This is a genomic window from Paludisphaera sp. (assembly GCF_037189885.1).
In the GTDB taxonomy this organism is placed as follows: domain Bacteria; phylum Planctomycetota; class Planctomycetia; order Isosphaerales; family Isosphaeraceae; genus Paludisphaera.
In genome coordinates this window covers 76,737-101,089 of the sequence record NZ_JBBCIR010000045.1, presented here as the reverse complement: position 1 = coordinate 101,089, position 24,353 = coordinate 76,737, and the positions used below count along the sequence as shown (strand labels likewise).

The following is a 24,353-nucleotide window of genomic DNA, read 5'->3' as shown; positions in this document are numbered from 1 at the left end:
CGTGTTTCACGCTCTCCGAGAATATCATCGAATCCCGCGGATTCCCGGGGCCGATCGCCCGCCTCGCGGCATGGGAGGGGTGGAATCGGGAGGGAGGGGGGCCGGATGCGAGCGTTTCGACAATCGCCGGATGGCCTGCGAGCCCTGTTCGCGGGCGGATCGACGACCGGGATGACCGACGGCGAGTTGCTGGAGCGGTTCCGCGCGCGGACCGGGCCGGCGGACGCGGCGGCGGAATCGGCGTTCGAGGCGCTCGTGGACCGGCACGCGGCGATGGTCTGGGGCGTCTGCCGACGGTCGCTGGGCCGGGCCGACGCCGAGGACGCCTTCCAGGCGACGTTCGTGGTCCTCGTCCGTCGCGCCGGGTCGATCCGCGTCGACGGCCGGGGCTCGGCGGGTCGCTGGGTGTATGGCGTGGCGAGGAAGGTCTCGGCGCGGCTCCGCTCGGAAGCCCGCCGACGCCCCTCGGCCATCGTCGACCCGGCGCGTCACGACGACCCTGCCACGCTCGCCGAGCGCCGGGACGTCCGCGACGCCGTGGCCGACGAGCTGGACCGCCTCCCCCCGAAGTACCGTCGCCCGATCGAGTTGTGCGACTTCGAGGGCCTGACCTACGAGCAAGCCGGGCTCTCCCTGGGCTGGCCGACCGCGACGATCAAGAGCCGACTCGCCCGGGGCCGCTCGCGGCTGCGGTCGCGGCTGGAGCGCCGGGGCCTCGCCCCCTCGGCGGCGTTCGTCCTGGCCTCCTTCGCCCTGGAGGCCCGCGCCGGCGTCCCGAAGTCGCTGATCCCCCCCACCCTGCGCGCCGCCGCGCTCGCCTCGGGCCTGATCCCTGGGGCCGTCGCTAGGCTGGCCGACGGAGTCATCCGCGCCATGCTCATGGAGAAGCTGAAACCGCTGGCCCTCCTCCTCATCGCCGGTGCCGCCACCGCGGCCGTCGCCCGTTCGGCCCAAGATCCGGCCACGCCCCAGCGCCCGCCCATCGCGACCACGGCCGAGGCCCCTCCGGAGCCCGAACCCGACCGGCGGTTCATCAGGCACCTCGACGACGGAACGGTCCTGGAAGTGGTGGCGGTCGGCGACAATCGAACCGGGGCGACGAGTTGGTGGAGGCCGGATGGAACGCCGTTGCGGGAGGCTCCCTACGATCCGGGCCAAGCCGTGAGCAATCCCAACCCGATACCTGTCGATGCGCTGTCCCGGAAGCTCCTCGTCCGGATCGTCGGCGCGCCCGAAACGACCGACATCTCGGTGGGCCTCCCGTCGCGCAGCTATAACGCGCGGCGCATGGTAGACGATGCCCGTCCCGTCCTAACCGAACTCAGCGCCTTGTACCCCGAGACCCAGGCGTCCGCCGTCGTGGAATTTCGGTCCGCGGCCGGCCCCTGGAATACGGTCTCGGAGTGGATCGAGGGCATGGGCGCCATCGGCGGCGGGGAGCACCGCAACTTCGTCTTCGGGGACGTCATGCGCGCCGGGGCACCGCGTACGGACATCTCCCTCGCCCATGACGTCGGCGACGACGAGACCGTCCGGATCGTGGCCGTCGACGAGGAAGGACGCGAGCACGACGGGACCCGCCTGGGAGCATCCGCGCGTCATGTTCGACTGCTCACCGCCACATTCGACCTCCCCCGCGAACGGATCAAAAGATTCCGCGTCCAGGTCCGCCCCTGGACGACCATCACCATCCCCGACATCGCCCTCCAGCCCCGCGCGGCCGACAATCCACGTTGACCGATCCGCCCGGCCGGGATACCAAAACCGTCACGCCGCGTCGCGCCCGGGGTCCGACTACCGGGGTTTCGCGATTAATTTCCGGAATCATGAAATCCTCGCGCGCGACCCGCGGATTATCCGGCCGAAGAGGGATTCCTCGCTCTTTGGCAAATCGAAGGCAGCGGGAGAAGACGGGAACGGCCGGCGGCTCCATGCCCGACGAGCGTGAAACGCGCGTCCCCTCTCCCGTCGGGAGAGAGTGGCCCGGAGGGCCGGGCAAGGGTTGTCGGACTGGTAGACATAGCGGGGATTCATAACCACCCCCCCGCCAGCATGCCCGCGCTCCGACGCCCCTCACCCGCCGCTGGCGCGGCCGCCCTCTCCCGGGGGGAGAGGGGACGGGAACGCATCGACCGCCAAGACGACGGGGCTCAAAAAACCACTTCGAATTCGACGAACGAAGCCAACCTCGAACGACAGTCAATCGGATTGGCCGCAACAACTTACATCATTCCAGCGGCCGCTCGCGGCGCGCGAACGAAGCCAAATCGGACCCAGGGCGCGGGAGGGAGGCCGGCGATGCTGACAGCGATCCTGATCGCGGCGGTCACGGCGACGGCCGGGGGGTGGGAGCCGGTCGAGGACCGGGCGGGGCTCCGGGCCACGGCGTTCGCCGCGCCGGGGGAGGATCCCGAGCTGAAGCGGATCGACGCCATGCTGCTGGCGGAGACCGCCGGCCGGCCGATCGAGAATTGGCGGCTGGAATCGGTCCGATCGGCCTACGAGGCGCTCGCCCGCCAGGTCGGAGAAGACGCCGCGCGACGTCGGGCCGTCGACGAACGGCTCCGGCGGTTGGACGGGCTCGAACGGGCCTCCGCCGCCGCGCGGGGGTTCGTCGAGAAGGCGTCGAGGAGCGCCGAGCTTGACCGCGAGTTCGCCCGGCTGGAGCGTCGGCTGGCGGACGCCGAGCGCCGGCGCGGCCGGGCCTTCGACGCCGTGGGGTTCGTGCAGCCCTCGGCCCGGATGCACGAGGGCCGCAAGCTGTTCGCGCTGATCGGCCTGAAGGACGGCCTCGTCGCGGCCTACCTGGACGTCCCCCCCGGCCTCGACGCCCACGCCCTGACCGCCCGCCGCGTCGGCATCCGCGGCGCGGCCCGCTACGACGCCGACCTCAAGGCCCGCCTCATCTCGGTCCGCGACCTGGTGGACCTGGAAGCCCGAGAGTGATCGCGGAGGGGCGCTCGCCGTTGTTGCCTTCCTCTATATATAGGGGAGGCGGCGTCTCGACGGGCCGCGCGCGGGGCGGCTACGATGGGGGCGACGCCCGGGTCGGGCGCGAGGCCGGTCCCGTCGGGTCCGGGCGCCGACGCGGGGCACGTTCGCGATCGACTCGTGAAGGACGACAGATGCGTTCATATCCCCCCGCGCCCCGGGCGCGCGCCCGCTTCTCCGGCATCGTCGGGGCGGCCGGGCTGTTGCTGGTCTGGGGCCTCGTGGCCGCGGCGCAGGACCCCCAGCCGCCGGCCGACCAGCCGAAGGAGAAGGCCGACGACCCCAAGGCCGCCGCGCTGCTGGGCGAAGTCGCCAAGGCCTACCAGGCGCTCGAGGGCTACTCCGACCAGGGCCGGTTCGTGGTCGACATGACGGTCGGCGGCCGGCCCCAGAAGCAGGAGATGCCGCTCAACCTGACCTTCGCCCGGCCCAACAAGCTGAGCCTGGACGCCGGCCCGGTCAAGCTCGTCAGCGACGGCGAGACGATCACCACCGCCATCGAGCCCATCAAGAAGTACGTCGCCGGCCCCGCCCCCAAGGAGGTCTCCCTCGACGTCTTCCGCGAGGGCCCCGTCGGCGCCATGCTGTTCGGCGGCCCCTCGGGCGTGCCGATGTACATCCTGGTCAACATGCTCACCTCCCCCGACCCGGTCAAGGCCCTGGAGCAGCTCGGCGGCTCGCTCCAGCTCGAAGGGGACGACGAGGCCCCGGCGATCCTGATCGCCCGGTCGGAGGGCCCCGGCCTGAAGCTGAGCGTCGATCCCAAGACGAAGCTGCTGACCGACGTCGACATGATGATCGATCCCAAGCTGCTGGAGCGGGTCGCCCAGCAGGGGGGCGCGGTGACGGTCGGCAAGCTCGGCTGGACTTCCGGCGCCGTCTCCACCGAGCCGGTCGACGCCGCCACGTTCGCCTTCAAGGCGCCCGAGGGCTTCGAGAAGGTCAACTCCTTCCAGGAGGCCATGGCCGACGGCGGCGCCGGCGCCGGCGCCGCGCCCGGCGAGCGCCCCAAGATGGCCGTCGACGCCAAGGTCGGCCAGCCCGCCCCCGACTTCACGCTCACCCTGTTCGACGGCCCCGACAAGACGAAGACGGTCACCAAGGCCGACCTCGCCGGCAAGGTCGTGGTCATCGACTTCTGGGCGACCTGGTGCCCCCCCTGCCTCGCCGAGCTTCCCGAGATCCAGAAGCTCGTGGAAGAGCTGGCGAAGGACGAGGCCAAGAAGGACGTCCTGGTGATCGCCCTGAGCCAGGACCGCGAGCCCGCCGAGCCGGCCGAGGTCCGCGAGCTGATCGAGAAGACCCTCGCCGACAACAAGATCGAGCTGGCGGGCAAGCCCAACGCGGCGATCGGCCTGGACCCCGCCAACGCGATCGGCGAGCTGTTCCAGGTCGAGGGCCTGCCGACCCTCGTCATCATCGACGCCAAGGGCGTCGTCCAGGCGGCCCACGTCGGGTTCAGCCCCGATATCCGCGAGAAGCTGACGGCCGACCTCGACGCCATCCTCGCCGGCAAGCCGGTCCCCAAGCACGACGGCCCCGAAGGGGAGGCCGCCAAGGCCGAGCCCGCGAAGGACTGACCCCCGCCGAGGCCCCGCGCCCCCCCCCCCGGCGGCGCGGCGAGCCCGCCCCTCGGCCGACCCGGCCCGCCGTTTGCAATTTCTACAAGCGACGGGGGAGCCAGGGTCACCGAGGAGTCATCCACATGAAAGCGTTGCGCTGGTACGGGACGGGGGACGTGCGCGTCGAGGACGCGCCCGACCCGAAGATCGAGGATCCGCGGGACGCCGTGATCCGCATCACGTCGACCGCCATCTGCGGGTCGGACCTGCATTTATATGACGGCCTGATGTCCGGCATGGAGAAGGGGGACATCCTCGGCCACGAGCCGATGGGCGTGGTGGAGGAGGTCGGGCCGGCGGTCAGGAAGTTGAAGAAGGGGGACCGGGTGGTCGTCCCCTTCACCATCTCCTGCGGCTCTTGCTGGTTCTGCCAGAAGACGCTGTTCTCGCTGTGCGACGAGTCCAACCCCAACGCCGAGGTGGCCCGCCAGATGATGGGCCAGTCGCCGGCGGGGCTGTTCGGCTACTCGCACATGCTGGGGGGCTTCGCCGGCGGGCAGGCGGAATACCTGCGCGTGCCGTACGCGGACGTCGGCCCGATCAAGATCGAGTCGGATCTGCCGGACGAGAAGGTGCTGTTCCTTTCCGACATCTTCCCCACCGGCTACATGGCCGCGGAGAACGCCGACATCGAGCCCGGCGACGTGGTGGCCGTCTGGGGCTGCGGCCCGGTCTCCCAGTTCGCCATCCAGAGCGCCTGGATGCTGGGCGCGGGGCGCGTGATCGCCATCGACCGGGTCCCCGAGCGGCTGGAGATGGCCCGCTCTCGCGGCAACGCCGAGACGATCAACTTCATGGAGGAGGACGTCTACGACCGCCTCATGGAGATGACCAAGGGCCGCGGCCCCGACCGCTGCATCGACGGCGTCGGCTGCGAGGCGCACGCCGCGGGGAGCTTCGACGCGGTGATGGACAAGGCGAAGTCCGCGCTCCACCTGAAGACGGACCGCGTCCACGTCATCCGCGAGGCGATCATGTGCTGCCGCAAGGGGGGGACCGTCTCCATCCCCGGCGTCTACATCGGCATGGTCGACGGCCTGCCGCTGGGCCCCCTCATGAACAAGGCGCTGACCATCAAGTCGGGCCAGACGCACACCCAGCGCTACATGGGGCCGCTGCTGAAGAAGATCGAGGGCGGGGAGATCGACCCGTCGTTCGTCATCACGCACACCGTCCCGCTGGACAAGGCCGCCGAGATGTACAAGACCTTCCGCGACAAGAAGGACAACTGCATCAAGGTGGTGCTCAAGCCCTGACGACCCCCGCAGGGTCTACCCGGCCGTCGCGACCCCTCCCGCGGCGGCCGGGCCGCGCGATCCGAGGCGTCCGTTCTGGCATCGGGGTTGCGTTATCCCATCATCATCACTTCGAGCCCGCACCTCGATCGGCCCCGTGATATGCCAGAACCGACCGCCGCGACACTCGGCGGCTTCTCATAGACGGGTCCGCCCCGCGCGGGCCAGGAGGGATTCCCATGCGCGCCCAGATCCGGATCGCGATCGTCGGCCTGTCGCTCGTCTCGCTGTCGTTCCCCGGCTGCGTCGCCGGCTCGCGCCGCGTCGACCCGTTCGACTCCCCCGCGCCGCTGGCCGCGTCGCGGGTCGTGCGCCCCTCGGTGGCCGACCGCGTCCGCGCCCGGCTCGCCCGCATCTGGGATCGCGACGAGACCCCGCGCGAGGTCGTCGTCCCCGAACTCGTCCCGACGCCCACCACCCGCGTCGTCCGCGACGGCGTGCTCGACCTGCCCCGCGCCGTCGAGGAGGTCGACTGAAGCGGCGACCGACGCGTCGTCGCGCCGGCCCCGACAGGGTCGTCAGCGACCGGCCTCCTCCGCCTCCGTCGCGCGGGCCTCGGCCTGCCTGGCGAAATGGGGGGCGGGAGTGGACGTGGACGCGGGAGCGGGGGTGGAGGCGTCGGCCTTCCCCTTCCGGGCGAATGGCGCCGTGACGAGGCCGACGCACCAGCGGATCGAATTCTTGCCCAGCATCAGGACCACCCCGACCACCGTCGCGATGATCGACGTGGCGGGCAGGACGGTCTCCGGGCCGAAATACGCGAGCAGGGGCGTCATGCGCGACCTCCTTGGACGCAGCCGATGGGGCGGACGGGCTCGACATGCGAAGGCGCGTCCCGCTTGTTTGGGGGGAGGCGCGCGATTACATACGAAAGCCGCGATCCTCGCAAGGCGGATCGCGGACCCATCGCGGGGATCGGCCGTCGAGCCCCGGCGACTCCAGCGAAAACCGCGAGAGCACACCCATGACGCGGCAAGCGACGCTCGCCCTTTGCCTCGGCCTCGGCCTCCTCACCCTCCTCGGCGCGGGGGCGACCGCCGCGGAGCCTCCGGCGCCCATCGTCCTGGACGTCTGGCCGGGCCCCGCCCCCGGCGAGGTCGGGACCATCCCGGCGGAGGGGTACATCGACGAGCAGCCGCCGGGCGTCACGCGACTGACGAACGTCTCGCGCCCGACGCTGACCGTCTACCGCCCGGCCCCGGAGAAGGACACCGGCGCGTCGGTGGTGATCTGCCCCGGCGGGGGCTACTACATCCTGGCGATGAACCTGGAGGGGGACGAGGTCGCCGCCTGGCTGAACTCGATCGGCGTGACCGGCATCGTGCTGAAGTACCGCGTCCCGCGCCGCGAGGGGACGCCGCCGGAGAAGCTGCCGATCCAGCCGCTGATGGACGCCCAGCGCGCGGTGCGGCTGGTCCGGAGCAAGGCGGCCGAATGGAAGCTGGACCCGGGGCGCGTCGGCGTGCTGGGATTCTCCGCGGGGGGCCACCTGTCGGCCGCCGCCTGCACGCGGTTCGGCGAGGAGGTCTATCCGCCGGCCGACGACGTGGACAAGCTCGACGCCCGGCCCGACTTCGCGGTCCTCGTCTACCCCGGCGGCATGGAAGACCTGAACAACCCCGACAACCCCGCGACCCGCGTCACGGACGGGACACCGCCGATGTTCATGGCCCATGCCGGCGACGACCACGTCGGCCCGATCAACAGCGTCAACATGTACTCGGCGCTGAAGAAGGCCGGCGTCCCCGCCGAGCTGCACATCTACGCCTCGGGGGGCCACGGCTTCGGCCTGCGGCCTAGCGACAAGCCTTGCTCCACCTGGCCCAGGCGCTGCGAGGAATGGATGCGGTCGATGAAGTTCCTCGGCGGGTCGTGAGAGGAGACCGGCATCGGCCTTGACGTCGCCGATTAGCAGGCATCCTCTCCCTTCTCCCCTCGTGGGAGAATGTGCCCCGGAGGGGCGGATGAGGGGGCGCGCGACCGAAGGCCGGCGGGGAGTCCCCCTCATCCGGCCTTCGGCCACCTTCTCCCACGAGGGGAGAAGGGATGCTCGTGGTAGCCTGCTTCAAACCTTCTAGCGGGGAGGCCCGTCGGCTCAGGCGTTGGCCTTGGCCTGGCCCTCGGCGAAGGCCTGGTCGAACAGGCGGCCGGGGGTGGGGAAGCCCATGCGCTCCTTGACGAAGCGGGCGGCCTCGGCGGCGCCGAACTCCCGGTCCATGCCGGGGTCTTCCCACTCGACGGAGAGCGGGCCTTCGTAGCCGATGTCGTTCAGGGCGCGGGCGATCGAGTCGAAGTCGACCTGGCCGCGGCCCGGCGAGCGGAAGTCCCAGCCGCGGCGGGGGTCGCCGAAGTTGATGTGCGAGCCCAGGATGCCCGTCTTGCCGTCGAGCGTCCGGGCCGCGTCCTTGACGTGGACGTGGTAGATCCGGTCCGGGAACGCGCGGATGAACGCGACCGGGTCGACGAACTGCCACAGCAGGTGGCTGGGGTCGTAGTTGAACCCGAACTCCGGCCGGTTGCCGATCGCCTTCAGGGCCGTCTCGGCCGAGTACAGGTCGAAGGCGATCTCCGTCGGATGGACCTCGAGCCCGAACTTCAGGCCGAGCTTCTTGAACTCGTCCATGATCGGGTTGAAGCGGTCGGCGAAATCCCGGAACCCCGCCTCGATCATGGCGTCGGAGACCGGCGGGAAGCTGTACAGCAGGTGCCAGATCGACGAGCCGGTGAAGCCGTTGACGATCTTCACGCCCATCTTGGCCGCGGCGCGGGCCGTGTCGATCATCTCCTTCGCCGCCCGCTCCTTGACCCCGTCGGGCTTGCCGTCGCCCCAGACGTGCGGGGGGAGGATCAGCTTGTGGCGCTCGTCGATGACGTCGCAGATCGCCTGGCCGACCAGGTGGTTGGAGATGGCCCAGGTCTTCAGGCCGTGCTTGGCGAGCTGGTCGTGCTTGGCCTGGCAGTATTTGTCGTCCTCCAGCGCCTTCTGGACGTTGAAGTGGTCGCCCCAGCAGGGCAGCTCGATCCCGTCATACCCCCACTTGCTGGCCTTCTCGCAGATGGATTCGATCGGCAGGTCGGCCCACTGGCCGGTGAAGAGCGTCACGGGACGCGACATGATTCGGTCTCCAGCAGTCTCGGGGAGGAACGACGTTGGTCGGGACGCGACCCGGCATACGGCGACGGCTCGCCAGCCTTCGGGAAACCGCAGGATAGGGGGGCCGGTGGACGTAGTCAACAATTTGACGCCCCCCGCGGCCCCGAGGATAATGGGCCCCGCGGCCCCGTCTCCCTCCCCTTTCCCCAGTGCGAAGCCCCATGCCCCCCACCGCGGTGATCCTCGACTTCGATGGCGTCCTCGCCGACGCCGAGAACGTCCACGTCGTCGCCTGGCAGCGAGCCCTGTCGAAGCTCGGATGGGAGGTCCCCGACGAGGTCGCCGCCCGCGCGGCCACGACGGGCGATCGCGCCTTCGCCTCCGACGTCTTCGCCCTCCGGGGGATCGACGACGCCGACCTCGACGGCTGGGTCGGCGAGAAGCGGCGGCTCGTCGCCCACATGCTCGGGCTCGACCCGCGAGCCTTCCCCGGCGCGGCCGCGCTGGTCCGCGCCCTCTCCGGCCGCGCCCGCCTGGCGATCGTCGCCCCGACGGCCCGGCGCGAGGACGTCGACACCTTCCTCGCCGCGACCGGGCTGGCCGACGCCTTCGAGCTGGTCGTCGCCGGGGAGGAGGCCACGGCCCCCGACGCCCTCGCGACGGCGCTGGCGAGCCTGGGCGTCGCCCCGGCCGACGCCACGGCGGTCGTCGCCTCGCCCGCGGCCCTCGCCGCCGCCGAGACCGCCGGCCTCCGGCGCGTGGCGGTCGGGCATCGCCTCGGGGCCGGCGACTGGTCGGCCGGCGCGGAGTTCGTCCCGGCCCTCGAACCCCCGGCCGACGCCCTCGCCGCGCTCGGCTTCGACGATCGGAGCGCGTCATGAGCGAGTCCAACGGCCATTCCGACGGCCCCCCGCCCAAGCCCTCCGGCCCGAAGCGACGGCCGAGGAAGCCCGCCCCCCCCGACCGCCCGCGACACGGCAAGCCCAGTCCCATCGGCCTCCGCCAGGTCGAGCCGGGCGTCTTCGAGCTGGTCCATCCCGACTGCATCGACGAGGTCGACCTGGACTACTCGGAAGCCATGGAGATGTGGAAGGCCGGCGACCCCGAGGAGGCCCGCGACGCCCTCCGCTTCGCGCTGGAAGGCTGCTCCGACAACATCTGGATCCACGCCGCGCTCGGCGAGATCGCGCTGAAGGAGCACCGCGACCCGCGCCTCGCCATGGGCCATTTCGGCTACGCCTTCGACCTGGTCCAGCGCGCCATCCCGGCCGACTTCAAGGGCCGCATCCCCCGCGAGATCCCGGCCAACCGCCCGTTCCACGACGCCATCCAGGGCCTCGTCGCCTGCCTCGGCGCGCTCGGCGAATCCCGCGAGGCGGACCGGCTCCGGAAGATGCAAGATTCGCTGCGGTGAAAGGTCGGTAATCCCGGCCAGGACGCCAAGATGCCGAAAACCGACCCAATCCCTCGCCTTCGCCGGTGGTCGCGGAGACGATGGCCTCTGATCACCGCGACGTAGCCCACGAGGCCCTCCATATCAGGGAGGAGACAATTGAGTCACGTCTTCCGATCGGCCGCGATCACGCTCGCTCTCACGCTTGCCCTGCTGCCGCCCCTGGGTGGTTTGCGAAGCGCGTCGGGGCAGCCGCCGGACGCTCCCCGCGAATCGGCGTGGCGCGTCGTCCGGAAAGAAGGCTCCCGCATGGCCGTCTTGTCGCCGGACGGGGCACGATTGGCTTATGCCGAGGACCGGTCCTTGGTCCTCATCAATACGGGACGAGGCGACGTCCTGTTTCGATCGGACGAAACGCGGTTCGAGGTTTCGGCTGTCGCGATGAGCGCGGACGCTTCCAAACTCGTCATCGTCCGCATGTCGCACGTCCCCCCTTTCTTCGCTGGAGTTCCCCTCAAACCGGACCCGAATCCGCGGATTGAATTAGAGTCAATCATCCGCCTGTCGACCCTCCCCCTTCCCTTCCGAGGAGTTTGCCTCCAAGCGGACCCGAACCGGTCGGAAGGAGGTTGGAAGTCCATCGGACGGGGATGGGGCATGGTCACCGAACAGCTTCGCCGGTCACTGACCCTGGGATCGACCGTCCCCCGCCGGACTGACCCCGTGATGATGACGCATGCCATCTCGATCCCGCCGCTTTCATCGAGCGTCGAGGTCTGGGACGTCGCTCGCAAGGTCAGACTTGGGGCGTCTCCCAACGACGGCCGTCCGCTCATCGCCGCGGCCTTCGATACCGAGGCCGCCAAACTCCATGCGATCGGGGTGGATTTGCGGCGGGCCGAGATCGCCGTGGGGCGGCCGGATGCCGCCGTGCCCGCCGTCGGGGAGGTAAAGCCCCACGTCTTCGCGCTTGTCGATACAGGGCCCGCGCCCATGACAAGCTTCAGCGCCGACGGCCGCCGGGCGGCGACGCTCCGCGCGGCGACGTCCGATGGCCGGATTTCCATCGCGATCTGGAAGGGGGACGGGGCGTCGCCGACCCTCATGGACCCGCCGGCGTCCGTCCCGCCGCGATGGGTCGTCTCGGTCGCTCCCGACGGCAAGCGGTTTGTCACCGCGGGCGTCGGCAACCGTATCCAGATCTGGGATTTCGATCGGTCGGCGATCGAAAGGACGATCATCAACGGCGAGGAGGCCGTCCCCCACGTCTCGTTCGTGGCGTTCGCGCGCGATTCATCCAGGATCGTCTCCGTCGACGCGATCGGGGCCGTGCGAGTATGGGACGGCGACTCGGGCCGGCTGCTCTCCACGCTCAAGGAGCCGATCAAAGACGCGCGGGACGCCGCGTTGGTCGGCGACCGCCTGACGATCGTTCGCGGCGGGATCCACCGGGACGGCTTTCCTCGCTCGCCATTGGCCGTGCGGACGTTCGACCTGTCGAAGGAGGCGGCGGGCTCGGATTGACTCGGGCGCGGGCCTTTATCGAGCCCCCGCCCGATCCCGAGGCGGGAAATGCTGGCGACCGCCCGCGGGGCGGCATAGAATCGGGCTCGATCGACCCTCGGACGACTCCCCGAACGTTCCCACCTGCCCGGCGGAGGCCCCCCATGCGCGAGCGGAATCGACGTCACTTCCTCCACGACACGGCGACGCTCGCGGCGGCGATCGCGGCCCTGCCCGCGGCGAGCGTCGCCGCCTCGATCGACGACGCCGCCGAGCCCGCGCCGGCCAGGCCGAGCGCCAACGAGACGATCCGCGTGGCCGTCGTCGGCGTGAAGGGCCGGGGGATGGCCCACGTCGAGGGCTTCAGCGCCCAGCCGAACGTCAAGGTCACGGCGATCTGCGACATCGACGAGAACGTCATCGGCCCCGCCAAGCAGGCGCTGGAGAAGGTCGACCCCAAGTCGCCGCCGAAGTTCTACCAGGACATCCGAAAGCTCCTGGAAGACAAGGATATCGACGTCGTCTCCATCGCCACGCCCAACCACTGGCACGCGCTGGGGGCCATCTGGGCCTGCCAGGCGGGCAAGGACGTGTACGTCGAGAAGCCCGTCAGCCACAACGTCAGCGAGGGCCGGCGCATCGTGGAGGCGGCCCGGCACTACAACCGGATCGTCCAGACCGGGACGCAGTGCCGCAGCCACAAGGCTGTGCGCGACGCCATCGACTTCATCCGCTCGGGCAAGCTGGGCGAGGTCTACATGGCCAAGGGCCTCTGCTACAAGCCCCGCGGCTCGATCGGCCACAAGCCCGACGGCCCGGTCCCGGCCGGCGTCGACTTCAACCTCTGGCTCGGCCCCGCCCCCGAGCGGCCGTTCAACCCGAACCGCTTCCACTACAACTGGCACTGGTTCTGGGACACCGGCAACGGCGACCTGGGCAACCAGGGCATCCACCAGATGGACATCGCCCGCTGGGGCCTCGACAAGAACGAGTTCCCCAAGGCCGTCACCTCCTCCGGCGGTCGGTTCGGCTACAAGGACGACGGCGAGACCCCCAACACCATCTCCAGCTTCTTCGAGTTCGGCGACAAGGAGCTGCAATTCGAGGTCCGCGGGCTGATCACCAACGCCGAGCTGGACGTGAAGATCGGCAACATCTATTACGGGACCGAGGGCATCCTCGCGATCGACGGCTACAACACCTGGCGCACCTACTTCGGCCCGAACCTGGAGCAGGGCCCCAACGGCAAGGGGGGCGGCGACCACTTCGCCAACTTCCTCAACGCCGTCCGCGCCCGCGACCACAAGCTGCTGAACGCCGACATCGAGGAAGGCCACCTGTCGAGCGCGTACTGCCACCTGGGCAACATCGCCTACCAGCTCGGCCGCAAGCTCCAGATCAACCCCGCCTCCGAGTCGTTCATCAACGACCCCGAGGCCGACGCCATGCTGACCCGCCAGTACCGCGAGCCGTTCGTCGTCCCGGCCAAGATCGGGTGAGATTCCAACGCCCCCGCCGCGCCCTCGCGAGCAAGCCCTTCTCCCCTCGTGGGAGAAGGTGCCCCGGAGGGGCGGATGAGGGGGCGAGACCGATAGGCGGCGGGATGAAAGTCTCGTAGGCTGGGTCGAGACCCAGCATGGGATACGCGACGCCTCGCCCGAGCTGGGTCTCGACCCAGCCTACGAGATCGTGGAGCCGTCGGCTCCCGGTCTCGCCCCAATCCGGCCTTCGGCCACCTCCTCCCGCCAGGGGAGGAGGATGCTTGTCCTCGGCCCGTTCCGCGATCTCCAGGCGGAGCGAGCCCCACCAGGCCCAGGAGCACGCCCCATGAGCGGCCCCATCGTCCGCAAGTATGGATTCCCGAATCATGAGCAGATCTTCGGCCGTCGCCCCGTGGAGCACGGGGTCGAGGAGCCGAGGAAGGACGAGGCGAAGGCCGAGAAGGCCGAGAAGCCCGGGTCCGAGACGAAGGACGATCAGCGCGGCGCCTGAGCCGGCACCCGGGCGGGCGGCCGGGCCGGCGCCTTCGCCCGGCCCGCCGCCGCGAGGTCGGCGTTGAGGACCTCGGAGAGCCGGAGCCCGGCCTTCGTCAGCCGCTCGACGACGACGGGGAGGTTCGCGTCCTGATATTCGCGGCCCAGCCGCGCGCCGGACTGGATCGGCCGGTTGGAGCCGGGCTCGCGGTAGGCTCGCCGCGCCGCGGCCAGGCTCTCGTCGGCCCAGTCCTCGGCGGCGCCGCCGGTCCAGTCGCGGGCCTCGGGCTCGCGGGCGAGGTCGAACAGGGCGTCGGCCACCGCGCGCTCGTTGCGATAGCCGTTGCGCAGGAGGCCCGAGTCCCACACTTGATGCAGGTTCGTCCTGTCGTCGCGGAACAGCGAGACCTGGGTCGCGTTGCCCCCGCGGTCGCGGCGGTCGCCGACGTGCAGCGGCTGGTGGAGGTCCTGCACGAGGTGGACGACGTAGCGGAGGGCCATCCGTCGACGCTCCCTCGGCGCGGTCGGGTCGGCGAGGATCCGGCGGAACTCGGCCAGCCGCGAGACGACGCAGTTGTCGCGGCAATGGCGGTCGTCGTAGCGGGGAGCGTCGATCGGGACGTTGACGTAGTGCCACGCGCCGCTGCCGGGGATCTCGCGCGAGTGCTCGTCGGCCCAGGTGGAGGCGTCGGCCAGCGATTCGCCCTCATCGAGCAGGGCGCGCGCGGCGGCGCGGGCCTCGGGCGTCAGCCGGCTCTCGGCCAGCCGGGCCGAGGCGCGATGGCCGTTGCGCCCCCACGCGAGGGCGGGGGTCGGCAGGGCGAGGAGGGCCGTGAGGACGAGCGCGACGGCTCGGCGCGCTGGGAGGTCGCGGGGCATGTCGGGGGCCTTCCGGGGTGAGGCGCGATGGCTTCTCGCGCGGCCCCGCGACGGGGCCGGACGCCTTCGGCATCAGGATAGACGGCGGCGACGCCGTTTTGCTAGTGTGGCCCCAGGTACAGCGAGCCCCCCCCTCCCGACAGGACATGGTGACGATGGCGGCGGTCGACCCGTATTCCCCCTGCCCTTGCGGCTCCGGTGAAAAGTACAAATGGTGCTGCCAGAAGGCGGAATCGTACATCGAACGCTCGCTGCGGCTTGAGCGCAACGGTCAGTACGAGGCGGCGCTGGCCGCGATGAACGAGGGCCTGGCGAAGGTCCCCGGCGCCCCCTGGCTGCTGCTCCGGAAGGCCGTCCTGCTGTCGAACCTGGGGCGCGTCGAGGAGACCGACCCGGTCGTCGCGGAGCTGCTGGCGAAGCACCCGAACCACCCCGGCGCGCGCGGCCTGCAGCTCCGCCTGCTCCTGGCCTCCGCCCGGCTCCGCGAGGCCGTCGACCTGCTCCAGGCGCTGTTGGAGCAGGCCGACGATCGCGGCGAGCGCGCGCCGGCCGACCTGACCGTCGCCGTCGGCTCCGGCCTGTTCCGCGCCGGGCTCATCCCCGCGGCGCTCGCGCACCTGGAGCTGGCCGCCCCCGGGGCCGAGGACGACGAGGCCGCGCCCCCCGAGGACCGCGTCGAGATGGCCCGGCGCGAGCTGATCGGCGCGCTGCGGGCCGCCCCCGAGGCCTCCCCCTGGCTGAAGAACCCGTACCGGCTCGTCCCCCGACCCGAGGGCCTGGGCGAGGACGCCGCCCACCGGTTCGACGACGCGCTCGGCTGGGCCGGGCGCGGCCTGTGGGAGCGGGCCTCGGCCGCGTTCGAGCTGCTCTCCGGCGACCCCGCCGCCGCCCGCGCCGCCGAGATCAACCAGGGGCTCTGCCGCCTCCGCCTGGCCGACCACGCCGGCGCCGTCGCCGGGATCGGGCGCGGGCTGGAAGGCGCGCCGGCGACGACCGACGCCGTCGACCTGGAGGCGCTCCGCCAGTCGATCGACCCGTCCGTCGGCCCCGACCCGGTCGAGGAGGTCGAGCTGTCGTGGACGCTGCGCGACCGCGACGGGCTGCTCCAGCGGCTCCGCGCCGACCTCTCGTGCGTCGAGCGCGCCGACCCCGAGGCCGACGAGGGGGACGACCTGGAGTTCGCCCTCCTCGATCGCCCCCGCCTGGCCGACGACGCGACGCCCTCCGCGGCCGACGTCCCGCTGACCGTCGGCACGCTCGTCGTCGAGGCCGGGGCCCTGAAGCTGGAGACGTTCGACGACGGCCGGCTGGAGGCCCTCGCCGATCGCGTGACCGAGATCGCCGGGCCGACCATCCCCCCCGCGCACCCCAAGACGAAGGAGCTGGGCCCGGTCTCTCGCCAGTCCCTGGTCCTGGATCTCGCCTGCCACACCCCCGCCGGGCTCTCGACCAAGGAGCGCCGCCGCCTGGTCGGCGAGCTGGCCGCCGACCGCATCCGGTCGCGCTGGCCCGACACCCCCATGGCCTTCCTGGGCGGCAAGACCCCGAGGCGGGCCGGCCGCGAGGGCGGCCACGAGGTCGCGCTGCGGGCCGCGCTGCTCCTGCTGGAGTCGCACCCCAGGTGGGAGGGAGCCGTCGACTGGGACGCCCTGCGGGCGGACCTCGGCGGCGTCCCGGCCGAGCCGGCGATCGACCCGATCGACGCGGAGCTCGACCAGGTCCACGTCGGCCGCCTGAAGTCCATCGACCCCCACGGCCTGGACGACGAGCGGCTGGTGGACCTGCGGGCGCGGGGCATCCGCTGGGGCCTGCTGGACGTGGTCGCGGCCGCCTGCCGCGAGATCATCACGCGCCGTCGGCTGCTGGAGCGCGAAGGCTTCCCGACCCTGCACGTCTTCTCCGACCTGGCGATGGACGCCGTGATCGCCGGCGACCGCGACGCCGCGCTGGGGTGGATCGCCAAGGGCCGCGAGTCCGAGCCCGCCGCCAGGCGCCCCGCGACGGCGCCGTCGTGGGACATGCTGGACCTGCGCGTCCGCACGATGACCGACTCGCCCGAGGAATGGGTCCCCGAGGTCGCCGCGATCCTCGGCCGCTACGAGGGGAATCGCCAGGCGATGGAGCAGGTGGTCTCGAACCTGATCGACCTGGGCCTGGTCGAGCTTGCGCCCTCGCCCGACGACCCGGGCCGGTACGTCGCCGACCCGACGGTCCTCTACAGCCTGCTGGCCCGCTACGGCCCGCGCGTGCAACCCGTCGGCGGCGCCCCGGCCGGCGGCGGGATCTGGACGCCCGGCTCCCAGCAAGGCGGCGGGGGGGGCGGGGTCTGGACGCCCGGCTCCGCCGCCTCCGAGCCGTCGGGCGACAAGCCCCGCATCATCCTCCCCGGCCGCTGACCTCGCCGCGCCCCCCGTTCAGGAACCCCAGGATGGCCCCCACCACCCGGAACGAAACCGACGCGGCCCTTGCCCTGGTCCACGAGGGCTGGAACCACCTGATGTCCCAGCGCCCGCTGGCGGCCTGGGGGTCGTGGCGGCGCGCCCTGCGCGTCGAGCCCGGCTCCGCGGCGGCCCGCCAGGCGCTGACGACCCTGGAGAGCGCCCAGGAGCTGCCGCTGGCGGCGCGCAAGACGTACCGCTTCCGCCAGCCCCGCACGCCCCAGCAGCGCGAGCGCTGGGAGGTCGCCATGCGGGGGGGCGGGGTCGAGGAGCTGGACGCCGCCGCCGACGTCTTCGACCGGCTGGTCGCCGACGCCCCGGACGACGTCGAGGCCTGGTTCAACCGCGCCCTCTGCCTGGCCTGGCGGGGCCGCGACGTCGAGGCCGTGGAGTGCCTGGAGCGCGTCGTCGCGCTGGAGTCGGCGCACGACGTCGAGCGGGCCGTCGAGGCCTGGACGCTGGCCGAGGTGCTCCGCCAGGGGGGCGGGGCCGAGGCCCTGGCCGACGACCTCCGCTACGCCTGCGCCTACCCGCGCGACGGCGTGGGGGCCGACGACCTGATCGCCGCCTTCCCGGAGATCCGCCGGATCCCAACCCCCCACGACCCGACCCGGCCCGACGCCAAGGCCGCCGACGTCGAGGTGCTGGAATGGCTCGACCGGCCGTTCCCGGACGCCGACCGCGACGACGAGGGGGTGTCGGCCGCGGAGCTGCCCCGCGTCCTGGCCACGATCTACCTCGGGCCGGAGACGCTGCGGCTCTCCAGCCCCTGCGTCGACGGCCTGGAGCGCGCCGAGGAGCGGCTTCGGCTGCTCGTGGACGACCCCGGCGACGCCGTCGAGCGGACCGCCGCCCCCCTCCCCCTGCCGTTCCTGGACGCCGCCGCCTGGACCGCCCGGTTCCGCGAGGGCCGCGACCCGGCCGACGCGGCGCGCTGGTCGCGCGAGGTGGTCGAGGACTTCCACGAGAACCGCTGGATCCACCGCCCCCGCCAGGGGCTCGACGGCCTGTCCCCCCTGGCCGCGGCGCGCGACGCCCGGGGCGGCGACGCCCAGGCGCTGGCGCGGCTCGCGGCCGTCGTCCGGCTCCGCGAGCAGCTCGGCGCCCGGGGGGGCTCGGCGTCGATGTACCAGGGCTACCCCTTCGACCGCCTCCGCCGCCGCCTGGGCCTGGAGCCGGACGACCCGGCCTCGGTCGACTCCGCCGACCTGGGCTGCGCCAGCCCGTGGGAGCTGGAGGCCCTGGACGCCGCCTCGCTGGAAGACCACGCGCTGATCGACGCCTTCCTCTCGGCCCGCGGCCTGGGGGACGACGCCGTCACCGCGCCCCTGGCCGAGGAGATCCTCCGTCGCCGCCCCGAGGGGCCGGGCCGCGTCGCCGCCGACGACCTGGCCGCGCCCCTGGTCCGCGCGGCGATGCGAGCCGACCGGCCCGGCCAGGCGCTCGCCGCGCTCGACCGGCTCCGCCCCGCGGCCCCGCCGCGCCAGGCGCGGGTCCTGGACGTCTGGCGGGCCGAGATCCTCGCCCGCGTCGGCCGCGCCGGCGAGGCGGCCGACGTGTACGACGCGTTCCTCGGCGGCGACGACCCCGTCGAGGCCGCCCGGCTGGCGCTCGACGCCGCCGAGACCCTGATCGACGCCGGCGCCCCCGACCGCGCCCGCCGCTTCCTCCACGAGGCCGCGCGCCTCGCCCCCCGTCGCGGGCTCCGCGGGATCGAGGCCCGCGCCCGCCGTCTCCTGGACTCGATTGGACGAGACTGATGCCCCCCGCCCCCGCCACCGAGAGCGGCCCCCCCTTCCTCCGCGAGATCGCCTGGAACGCCGACGGCCTGGTCCCGGCCATCGTCCAGGACGCCGCGTCGTCCGAGGTCCTGATGATGGCCTGGATGGACGAGGCGTCCCTGCGGAAGACGCTGGAGACCGGGCTGGCCCACTTCTACTCCCGCTCGCGCCGGCGCGGCTGGCTGAAGGGGGAGACCTCCGGCCACGTCCAGCACGTCGAGTCGATCCACGTCGACTGCGACGCCGACGTCCTGCTCGTCAAGGCCCGCCAGGTCGGCGGCGCCTGCCACGAGGGCTACCGCTCCTGCTTCTTCCGCCGCGTCTCCGACGACGGCCGCCTGGAGGTCGTCGGCGAACTCGTCTTCGACGCGGAGTCCGTCTACCACGGCGGCGGCGAGGCCCCCGCCCCGCCAGGCCCGGCGTGACCCCCGGCCCGTCCGCAGGGCCGGCAGGAGGCACCCATGCACGTCGACCCGGATCGCGGCGACCGGCCCCTCCGGCATGGAATCCTCGCGGCCGTCGCCGTGACCGTCCATGTCGCCTTCCGGGACATGTCGGCCACGACCCGCGTCCTTGAGGGCTACGCTCCGGCCCTGGGCTCGCGCCTGGCGTACGCCGTGGCCGCGCTCTCGCTCCTCGCGTCGGCGGTCGCCGCGGTCGTCTGGATGGGCAAGGCGGACGCGGCCCGCAAGCGATCGGCCCTCCTCGCCCGGGGTGGCGAGCCGGCGCGAACGACGTCGACTCGAATCAACCGCGCGGAAGACCCCTTACCCGGAAAGGCCCCGCGCCACTAAAATGGTATCCTTGCCGAGCGGGGGCGCGACCGCCCCCCGGGACGACGAGAGAGGAACGGAGAGGCGATGCGCAAGCCGCGACTGATGACCCCGGGCCCCGCGATGGTCCCGGAAGACGTTCTGCTCGAACTGGCCAGGCCGGTCATCCACCACCGCTCCGACGAGGCCAAGCAGGTCATCGTCGAGGTCGCCGAGGGCCTGAAGGAGGTCTTCCAGACCAAGAACGACGTCATGATCCTGACGTCGTCCGGCACCGGCGCGATGGAGGCCGCGGTCGTCAACGTCGTCCCCCCCGGCGGCAAGGCCATCGTCCTCAACGCCGGCCACTTCGCCGCCCGCTGGGCCGCGATCTGCAAGGCGTTCGGCATCGTCGCCGTCACCGTCGACACCGAGTGGGGCCAGCCCGTCGACCCGGCCCGGGTCGCCGAAGCCCTGGAGCGGCACCCCGACGCCGTCGCCGTCTACGGCACGCTGTCGGAGACCTCCACCGGCACCGGCCACCCCGTCAAGGAGATCGGCGAGGTCGTCGCGAAGACCGACGCCGTCTTCGTCGTCGACGGCATCTCCGGCGTCGGCGCCATGGAGTGCCGCCAGGACGAGTGGAAGATCGACGTCCTCTGCGCCGGGTCGCAGAAGGCCCTGATGCTCCCCCCCGGCCTCGCGTTCGTCTCCGTCGGCCCCAAGGCCTGGGCCAAGATCGACGCCTTCGAGAGCCACTCCTACTACTTCAGCCTAAAGGCGGCGCGGAGCAAGGCCAAGGAGTTCGACACCCCGTACACCCCGGCCCACACGCTGATCCTCGCCCTCCGCGCGGCCCTCCGGCGGATCAAGGACGAGGGGGTCGAGAGCATCTGGAAGCGACACGCCCTGATGAGCGAGGCCTGCCAGGCCGGCGTCAAGGCGCTCGGGCTGGAACTCTTCAGCGCCCGCCCGGCCGAGGGCCTGACCGCGTTCCTCGTCCCCGAGGGGATGAAGGACTCCCAGATCCGCGGCAAGATGGCCGAGCGCTTCGGCGTGACGACCGTCGGCGGCCAGGGGAAGATCAAGGGGAAGATCGTCCGGATCGGCCACATGGGCTACACCGACGAGCTCGACGTGATCTCCGCCCTCGCCGCCCTGGAGATGGCCCTCTCCGACCTGGGCCTCGACGTCGAGCCCGGCAAGGCCGTCACCGCCGCCCAGCAGGTCTTCCTCGGCAAGGGCGAGCCCGTCACCGCCTGAGCCCGGCCGGGCCGGACGCGTCGACTTCGATCCGGGGTCAAGGCCCCCGCGGCCAAGCCCCCCCTCCCCCGCGGGAGGGGGACGCTTGGCGTCGTCCCGTTCGAACCCCACCCGCCGCCGGCGCCGCCGGCCTTCCCCAACACACGCATCCCCCGAACATCCCCGGAGCAATCAGCGTGGCCTACCGCGTGCTCGTGACCGACAAGCTGTCCGAAGAGGGGCTGGCCCTCCTCCGCGCCGAGGAAGGCGTTGAGGTCGTCGTCGACACCAAGCTGGCCAAGGACCCGGCGGCGCTCAAGGAGGCCCTGAAGGAGGCCGACGGGATCGCGATCCGCTCCGGGACGACGCTCACGGCCGACGTCCTGGACGGGCAGACCCGGCTCAAGGCGATCGTCCGGGCCGGCGTCGGCGTCGACAACATCGACGTCCCGGCGGCCACCAAGCAGGGCGTCGTCGTGATGAACACGCCCGGCGGCAACACGGTCTCCACCGCCGAGCAGACCATGGCCCTGATGCTGGCCCTCGCCCGCAACACCCCCCGGGGCGACGCCAGCCTGAAGGCCGGCAAGTGGGACCGCGGCAGCCTGACCGGCGTGCAGCTGGAGGGGAAGACCCTGGGCGTCGTCGGCCTCGGCCGCGTCGGCCTGGCGGTGGCCCAGCGGGCGCTCGGCTTCGAGATGAAGGTGCTGGGGTATGACCCGCTCCTCTCCGCCGAGAAGGCACGCGAGCACGGCGTCGAGTTCGTCCCCCGGCTGGACGACCTCTGGCCCCGCTGCGACTTCATCACCCTGCACACCCCGCTGACGCCCGAGACCCGCCACGTCGTCTCGGCCGAGGCCATCGCGACGATGAAGCCGGGCGTCCGGATCATCAACTGCGCCCGCGGCGGCCTGATCGACGACGCCGCGCTGCTGGAGGCGCTCAACTCCGGCAAGGTCGCCGGCGCGGCCGTCGACGTGTTCGAGACCGAGCCCCCGCCGGCCGACGACCCGATCGTCTCCCACCCCAAGACGGTCGTCACGCCCCACCTCGGAGCCTCCACCGAGGAGGCCCAGGTCAACGTGGCCGTCGAGGGCGCCAGGCTCCTCTGCGACTACCTGCTCCGCGGCCAGGTCCGCTGCTCCGTCAACACGCCCACCCTCGACCGCGCCGAGATGGAGGAGCTTCGCGGCCACCTCGACCTCGCCTGGCGGCTGGGCCTCCTGCACGCCCAGATGGACCGGGGCGCGATCCGCAAGGCCGTCCTCACCTACCGGGGCGAGGCCGCGAGCAAGAACACCAAGCTCCTGACCGCCTGCTTCGCCGCCGGCCTGATGGAGGCCTCGCTCGCCCAGAGCGTCAACCTCGTCAACGCCCTGCCGTTCGCCCGCGAGCGCGGGCTGGCGTTCGAGGAGAAGATCATCGAGGCCCCCGGCGACTTCGGCACGCTGATCCACGCCGAGGTCACGACCGACAAGAAGACGTACATCGCCGCCGGGACGCTGTTCGGCAAGGAATACCTGCGGCTGGTGCAGCTGGGCTCGTACCAGCTCGACGCCCACTTCGACGGCCCGGTGCTGATCTTCACCCACCAGGACCGCCCCGGTTTGATCGGCTTCCTGGGGACGACCCTGGGCGACCACGGCGTGAACATCGCCCAGATGAACGTCGGCCGCGAGCGGCCCGGCGGCGAGGCCATCGGCGTCGTCAACCTCGACGGCATCCCCTCGCAGGAGGCCCTCGACGCCATCGCCAAGCACCCCGACATCCTCAGCGTCCGCGTCGTCAAGCTCCCCGCCCAGGGCGAGTTGCCCAGCTGGCTCGGCTCCTGACACCCCCGCCCCGGCGGATCAACCCGGGACATTCCCGTCCGCCTCCGCGGGCCCCAGCCGGCCCCGCGGAGGCGTTTTCATACCATCCCTTGTGGCGCGCCGGCCCGAAGATTAACCTTGTTCCAGAGAACCGATATCGATACTCATGTATCAGTCCTAGCGCATTCCTTCTCGATGCGCCGGCCACGAGCCGGACATTTGAAGACCCTCTCCGGATCGATCGCATGAGTCCTTGTTTGATGCAGTCACGCCGTAATGGGTTCACGCTCATCGAGCTACTGGTGGTGATCGCGATCATCGCCGTCCTCATCGCCTTGCTCCTGCCGGCCGTCCAGTCCGCCCGCGAGGCGGCCCGGCGCGCCCAATGCGTCAATAACCTGAAGCAGCTCGGCCTGGCCGTGCACAATTACGTCTCGCAGCAGGGCACCCTGCCGCTGGGAGACCTGTTCCCGGCGGCGACCGCCTACACCGCCAACGGCGTCCGGGGCAACGGCGCCAACGAGTGGAGCTACTGCTGGACGGTCTGCATCCTGCCGCAGATCGAGCAGCAGCCGCTGCACAACGCCTACAACTTCTCGTTCTCGTACGTCGACCCGGGCGGCGGCCTGGGGGCGAACACGACCGTCTGCTTCACGCAGATCGCGGCCTATGTCTGCCCGTCCGACGGTGCCGGCGCGCGGGTCGCGCCGCCGTGGGGCTCGCTGGGCTACGTGGGAAACTGGGGCGGCCCCGGCGAGATCCGGACGTTCACCGGGACCATCATCTCCCCCAACTGGGGCGACAACGCGAACGCCCCGGGGACCAACGCCATCGGCATCGAGGCGGTCTCCGACGGCACCTCGAACACGGCGCTGTTCAGCGAGCGGCTGATCGGCCTGCAATCCGCCCAGCCGGTGAGGCCGGGGACGTCGCCGGACTCCAAGCGAGGGGCCTTCCCCGCCGGCGTCCCGGTCACGATCAACAACCCGACCCAGGGCACGCCCACCACGCTCGCCCTGCTCGCCGCCTGCAAGGCCCTGCCGCCGACGACCACCGGGGTCTCGAACTACAACGGCCGCCTGTGGACCGTGGGCTACCCGTGGAACTACGTCGTCAACCGCTACAACCACGTCGGCGCGCCCAACAGCATGATGTGCTACGCCAGCAACTCGTTCGGCGGCCCCGACGGCTCGGCGCAGGATTCCATCCCGCCCACGAGCAGCCACCCGGGCGGCGTCAACGTGGGCATGGCCGACGGCTCGGTCAAGTTCATCAAGGACAGCATCGGCCAGCAACCCTGGTGGGCCCTCGGCACCCGCGCCGGCGGCGAGGTCATCAGCTCGGACGCCTACTGACGCCCCGGCGAGAGGGAAGAACCATGACGAAGCGAAGACGCGCCTCCTGGGCCGCCACGGCCCTCGCCCTCGCCGCCTTCTGCGGCTGCGGCGGCTCCGACGGCCTGGCCCCGGGCATGCCCGACAACCTCGACATGTCGAAGGTCTCCGACCCCATGGCCGGCAGCCAGATGAAGACCATCGGCAAGGAAGTCAAGACGAAGAAGGCCCCCTGACGACGGGCC

22 protein-coding genes are annotated in these 24,353 nt (G+C 71.8%); 19 read left to right on the top strand and 3 right to left on the bottom strand.

What is annotated here, in order from left to right:
* The first annotated feature begins 105 nt into the window (after positions 1-105).
* The 5 genes from WG209_RS14555 to WG209_RS14535 all read left to right on the top strand — a co-directional run bounded on the left by WG209_RS14555 (position 106) and on the right by WG209_RS14535 (position 6,384).
* Positions 106-1,737 carry an RNA polymerase sigma factor gene (locus WG209_RS14555; protein WP_337175783.1) on the top strand — a complete coding sequence of 544 codons (1,632 nt, stop codon included), beginning with the start codon at positions 106-108 and terminating at the stop codon, positions 1,735-1,737.
* 561 nt (positions 1,738-2,298) lie between these two features.
* The gene (locus tag WG209_RS14550; protein ID WP_337175782.1) at positions 2,299-2,946 is read left to right on the top strand and encodes a hypothetical protein; all 648 of its coding nucleotides are present in this window, start codon (positions 2,299-2,301) and stop codon (positions 2,944-2,946) included.
* A 179-nt stretch (positions 2,947-3,125) separates the two neighbouring features.
* Complete coding sequence (locus WG209_RS14545; RefSeq protein WP_337175781.1) at positions 3,126-4,571, top strand: TlpA disulfide reductase family protein; 1,446 nt, start codon at positions 3,126-3,128, stop codon at positions 4,569-4,571.
* A 125-nt stretch (positions 4,572-4,696) separates the two neighbouring features.
* Positions 4,697-5,869: a zinc-dependent alcohol dehydrogenase gene (locus WG209_RS14540; RefSeq protein WP_337175780.1), complete on the top strand. Its 1,173-nt coding sequence runs from the start codon at positions 4,697-4,699 to the stop codon at positions 5,867-5,869.
* 218 nt (positions 5,870-6,087) lie between these two features.
* Complete coding sequence (locus WG209_RS14535) at positions 6,088-6,384, top strand: hypothetical protein (protein ID WP_337175779.1); 297 nt, start codon at positions 6,088-6,090, stop codon at positions 6,382-6,384.
* Positions 6,385-6,426: 42 nt separating this feature from the next.
* On the opposite strand, the gene WG209_RS14530 is transcribed toward WG209_RS14535, so the two are convergent.
* Positions 6,427-6,684 (bottom strand): hypothetical protein, encoded by a 258-nt coding sequence (locus tag WG209_RS14530; protein WP_337175778.1) that lies wholly within the window; start codon positions 6,682-6,684, stop codon positions 6,427-6,429.
* Between the two features lie 188 nt (positions 6,685-6,872).
* Between WG209_RS14530 and WG209_RS14525 the strand changes: the two genes are divergently transcribed.
* Complete coding sequence (locus WG209_RS14525) at positions 6,873-7,784, top strand: alpha/beta hydrolase (protein WP_337175777.1); 912 nt, start codon at positions 6,873-6,875, stop codon at positions 7,782-7,784.
* Between the two features lie 219 nt (positions 7,785-8,003).
* Here WG209_RS14525 and WG209_RS14520 read toward each other — a convergent pair whose 3' ends face one another.
* The gene (locus WG209_RS14520; protein ID WP_337175776.1) at positions 8,004-9,023 is read right to left on the bottom strand and encodes a sugar phosphate isomerase/epimerase family protein; all 1,020 of its coding nucleotides are present in this window, start codon (positions 9,021-9,023) and stop codon (positions 8,004-8,006) included.
* A gap of 200 nt (positions 9,024-9,223) precedes the next feature.
* On the opposite strand from WG209_RS14520, the gene WG209_RS14515 reads away from it, so the two are divergent.
* The 5 genes from WG209_RS14515 to WG209_RS14495 all read left to right on the top strand — a co-directional run bounded on the left by WG209_RS14515 (position 9,224) and on the right by WG209_RS14495 (position 13,890).
* Positions 9,224-9,883: an HAD family phosphatase gene (locus WG209_RS14515; protein WP_337175775.1), complete on the top strand. Its 660-nt coding sequence runs from the start codon at positions 9,224-9,226 to the stop codon at positions 9,881-9,883.
* Entirely contained in the window at positions 9,880-10,416 is a 537-nt protein-coding gene (locus tag WG209_RS14510; protein ID WP_337175774.1) for a hypothetical protein, read from the top strand. The genes WG209_RS14515 and WG209_RS14510 overlap by 4 nt, the downstream gene beginning before the upstream one ends.
* A gap of 138 nt (positions 10,417-10,554) precedes the next feature.
* The gene (locus WG209_RS14505; protein ID WP_337175773.1) at positions 10,555-11,919 is read left to right on the top strand and encodes a hypothetical protein; all 1,365 of its coding nucleotides are present in this window, start codon (positions 10,555-10,557) and stop codon (positions 11,917-11,919) included.
* A 143-nt stretch (positions 11,920-12,062) separates the two neighbouring features.
* A complete protein-coding gene (locus tag WG209_RS14500; RefSeq protein WP_337175772.1) occupies positions 12,063-13,397 on the top strand; it encodes a Gfo/Idh/MocA family oxidoreductase in 1,335 nt (444 codons plus the stop codon).
* A gap of 328 nt (positions 13,398-13,725) precedes the next feature.
* Positions 13,726-13,890, top strand: coding sequence for a hypothetical protein (locus tag WG209_RS14495; protein WP_337175771.1), 165 nt, complete (start codon positions 13,726-13,728; stop codon positions 13,888-13,890).
* On the opposite strand, the gene WG209_RS14490 is transcribed toward WG209_RS14495, so the two are convergent.
* Positions 13,875-14,750 (bottom strand): S1/P1 nuclease, encoded by an 876-nt coding sequence (locus tag WG209_RS14490; protein ID WP_337175770.1) that lies wholly within the window; start codon positions 14,748-14,750, stop codon positions 13,875-13,877. The genes WG209_RS14495 and WG209_RS14490 overlap by 16 nt on opposite strands.
* A gap of 155 nt (positions 14,751-14,905) precedes the next feature.
* Between WG209_RS14490 and WG209_RS14485 the strand changes: the two genes are divergently transcribed.
* The 8 genes from WG209_RS14485 (at position 14,906) to WG209_RS14450 (ending at position 24,344) form a co-directional block, all read left to right on the top strand.
* Positions 14,906-17,146, top strand: a complete 2,241-nt coding sequence (locus WG209_RS14485) for a hypothetical protein (RefSeq protein WP_337175769.1) — start codon at positions 14,906-14,908, stop codon at positions 17,144-17,146.
* Positions 17,147-17,178: 32 nt separating this feature from the next.
* Positions 17,179-18,948, top strand: coding sequence for a hypothetical protein (locus WG209_RS14480; protein WP_337175768.1), 1,770 nt, complete (start codon positions 17,179-17,181; stop codon positions 18,946-18,948).
* Positions 18,948-19,394: a phosphoribosyl-AMP cyclohydrolase gene (gene hisI, locus WG209_RS14475; protein WP_337175767.1), complete on the top strand. Its 447-nt coding sequence runs from the start codon at positions 18,948-18,950 to the stop codon at positions 19,392-19,394. The genes WG209_RS14480 and hisI overlap by 1 nt, the downstream gene beginning before the upstream one ends.
* A 36-nt stretch (positions 19,395-19,430) precedes the next feature.
* Complete coding sequence (locus WG209_RS14470) at positions 19,431-19,763, top strand: hypothetical protein (RefSeq protein ID WP_337175766.1); 333 nt, start codon at positions 19,431-19,433, stop codon at positions 19,761-19,763.
* 66 nt (positions 19,764-19,829) lie between these two features.
* A complete protein-coding gene (locus WG209_RS14465) occupies positions 19,830-20,984 on the top strand; it encodes an alanine--glyoxylate aminotransferase family protein (protein WP_337175765.1) in 1,155 nt (384 codons plus the stop codon).
* A gap of 176 nt (positions 20,985-21,160) precedes the next feature.
* Positions 21,161-22,795: a phosphoglycerate dehydrogenase gene (gene serA / locus WG209_RS14460; RefSeq protein ID WP_337175764.1), complete on the top strand. Its 1,635-nt coding sequence runs from the start codon at positions 21,161-21,163 to the stop codon at positions 22,793-22,795.
* A 239-nt stretch (positions 22,796-23,034) separates the two neighbouring features.
* Positions 23,035-24,129, top strand: a complete 1,095-nt coding sequence (locus WG209_RS14455; RefSeq protein ID WP_337175763.1) for a DUF1559 domain-containing protein — start codon at positions 23,035-23,037, stop codon at positions 24,127-24,129.
* A gap of 23 nt (positions 24,130-24,152) precedes the next feature.
* The gene (locus tag WG209_RS14450; protein ID WP_337175762.1) at positions 24,153-24,344 is read left to right on the top strand and encodes a hypothetical protein; all 192 of its coding nucleotides are present in this window, start codon (positions 24,153-24,155) and stop codon (positions 24,342-24,344) included.
* The last annotated feature ends 9 nt before the right edge of the window (positions 24,345-24,353 follow it).

What these genes read in the sequence shown, in the direction of transcription:
- WG209_RS14480 (WP_337175768.1), top strand. Translation starts at nt 17,179, where the DNA reads ATGGCCCCCACCACCCGGAACGAAACCGACGCGGCCCTTGCCCTGGTC.
- WG209_RS14520 (WP_337175776.1), bottom strand. Translation starts at nt 9,023, where the DNA reads ATGTCGCGTCCCGTGACGCTCTTCACCGGCCAGTGGGCCGACCTGCCG.
- WG209_RS14490 (WP_337175770.1), bottom strand. Translation starts at nt 14,750, where the DNA reads ATGCCCCGCGACCTCCCAGCGCGCCGAGCCGTCGCGCTCGTCCTCACG.
- hisI (WP_337175767.1), top strand. Translation starts at nt 18,948, where the DNA reads ATGCCCCCCGCCCCCGCCACCGAGAGCGGCCCCCCCTTCCTCCGCGAG.
- WG209_RS14465 (WP_337175765.1), top strand. Translation starts at nt 19,830, where the DNA reads ATGCGCAAGCCGCGACTGATGACCCCGGGCCCCGCGATGGTCCCGGAA.
- WG209_RS14530 (WP_337175778.1), bottom strand. Translation starts at nt 6,684, where the DNA reads ATGACGCCCCTGCTCGCGTATTTCGGCCCGGAGACCGTCCTGCCCGCC.
- WG209_RS14525 (WP_337175777.1), top strand. Translation starts at nt 6,873, where the DNA reads ATGACGCGGCAAGCGACGCTCGCCCTTTGCCTCGGCCTCGGCCTCCTC.
- WG209_RS14555 (WP_337175783.1), top strand. Translation starts at nt 106, where the DNA reads ATGCGAGCGTTTCGACAATCGCCGGATGGCCTGCGAGCCCTGTTCGCG.
- WG209_RS14540 (WP_337175780.1), top strand. Translation starts at nt 4,697, where the DNA reads ATGAAAGCGTTGCGCTGGTACGGGACGGGGGACGTGCGCGTCGAGGAC.
- WG209_RS14500 (WP_337175772.1), top strand. Translation starts at nt 12,063, where the DNA reads ATGCGCGAGCGGAATCGACGTCACTTCCTCCACGACACGGCGACGCTC.
- WG209_RS14545 (WP_337175781.1), top strand. Translation starts at nt 3,126, where the DNA reads ATGCGTTCATATCCCCCCGCGCCCCGGGCGCGCGCCCGCTTCTCCGGC.
- WG209_RS14515 (WP_337175775.1), top strand. Translation starts at nt 9,224, where the DNA reads ATGCCCCCCACCGCGGTGATCCTCGACTTCGATGGCGTCCTCGCCGAC.
- WG209_RS14495 (WP_337175771.1), top strand. Translation starts at nt 13,726, where the DNA reads ATGAGCGGCCCCATCGTCCGCAAGTATGGATTCCCGAATCATGAGCAG.
- WG209_RS14535 (WP_337175779.1), top strand. Translation starts at nt 6,088, where the DNA reads ATGCGCGCCCAGATCCGGATCGCGATCGTCGGCCTGTCGCTCGTCTCG.
- WG209_RS14485 (WP_337175769.1), top strand. Translation starts at nt 14,906, where the DNA reads ATGGCGGCGGTCGACCCGTATTCCCCCTGCCCTTGCGGCTCCGGTGAA.
- WG209_RS14470 (WP_337175766.1), top strand. Translation starts at nt 19,431, where the DNA reads ATGCACGTCGACCCGGATCGCGGCGACCGGCCCCTCCGGCATGGAATC.
- WG209_RS14455 (WP_337175763.1), top strand. Translation starts at nt 23,035, where the DNA reads ATGCAGTCACGCCGTAATGGGTTCACGCTCATCGAGCTACTGGTGGTG.
- WG209_RS14510 (WP_337175774.1), top strand. Translation starts at nt 9,880, where the DNA reads ATGAGCGAGTCCAACGGCCATTCCGACGGCCCCCCGCCCAAGCCCTCC.
- WG209_RS14450 (WP_337175762.1), top strand. Translation starts at nt 24,153, where the DNA reads ATGACGAAGCGAAGACGCGCCTCCTGGGCCGCCACGGCCCTCGCCCTC.
- WG209_RS14550 (WP_337175782.1), top strand. Translation starts at nt 2,299, where the DNA reads ATGCTGACAGCGATCCTGATCGCGGCGGTCACGGCGACGGCCGGGGGG.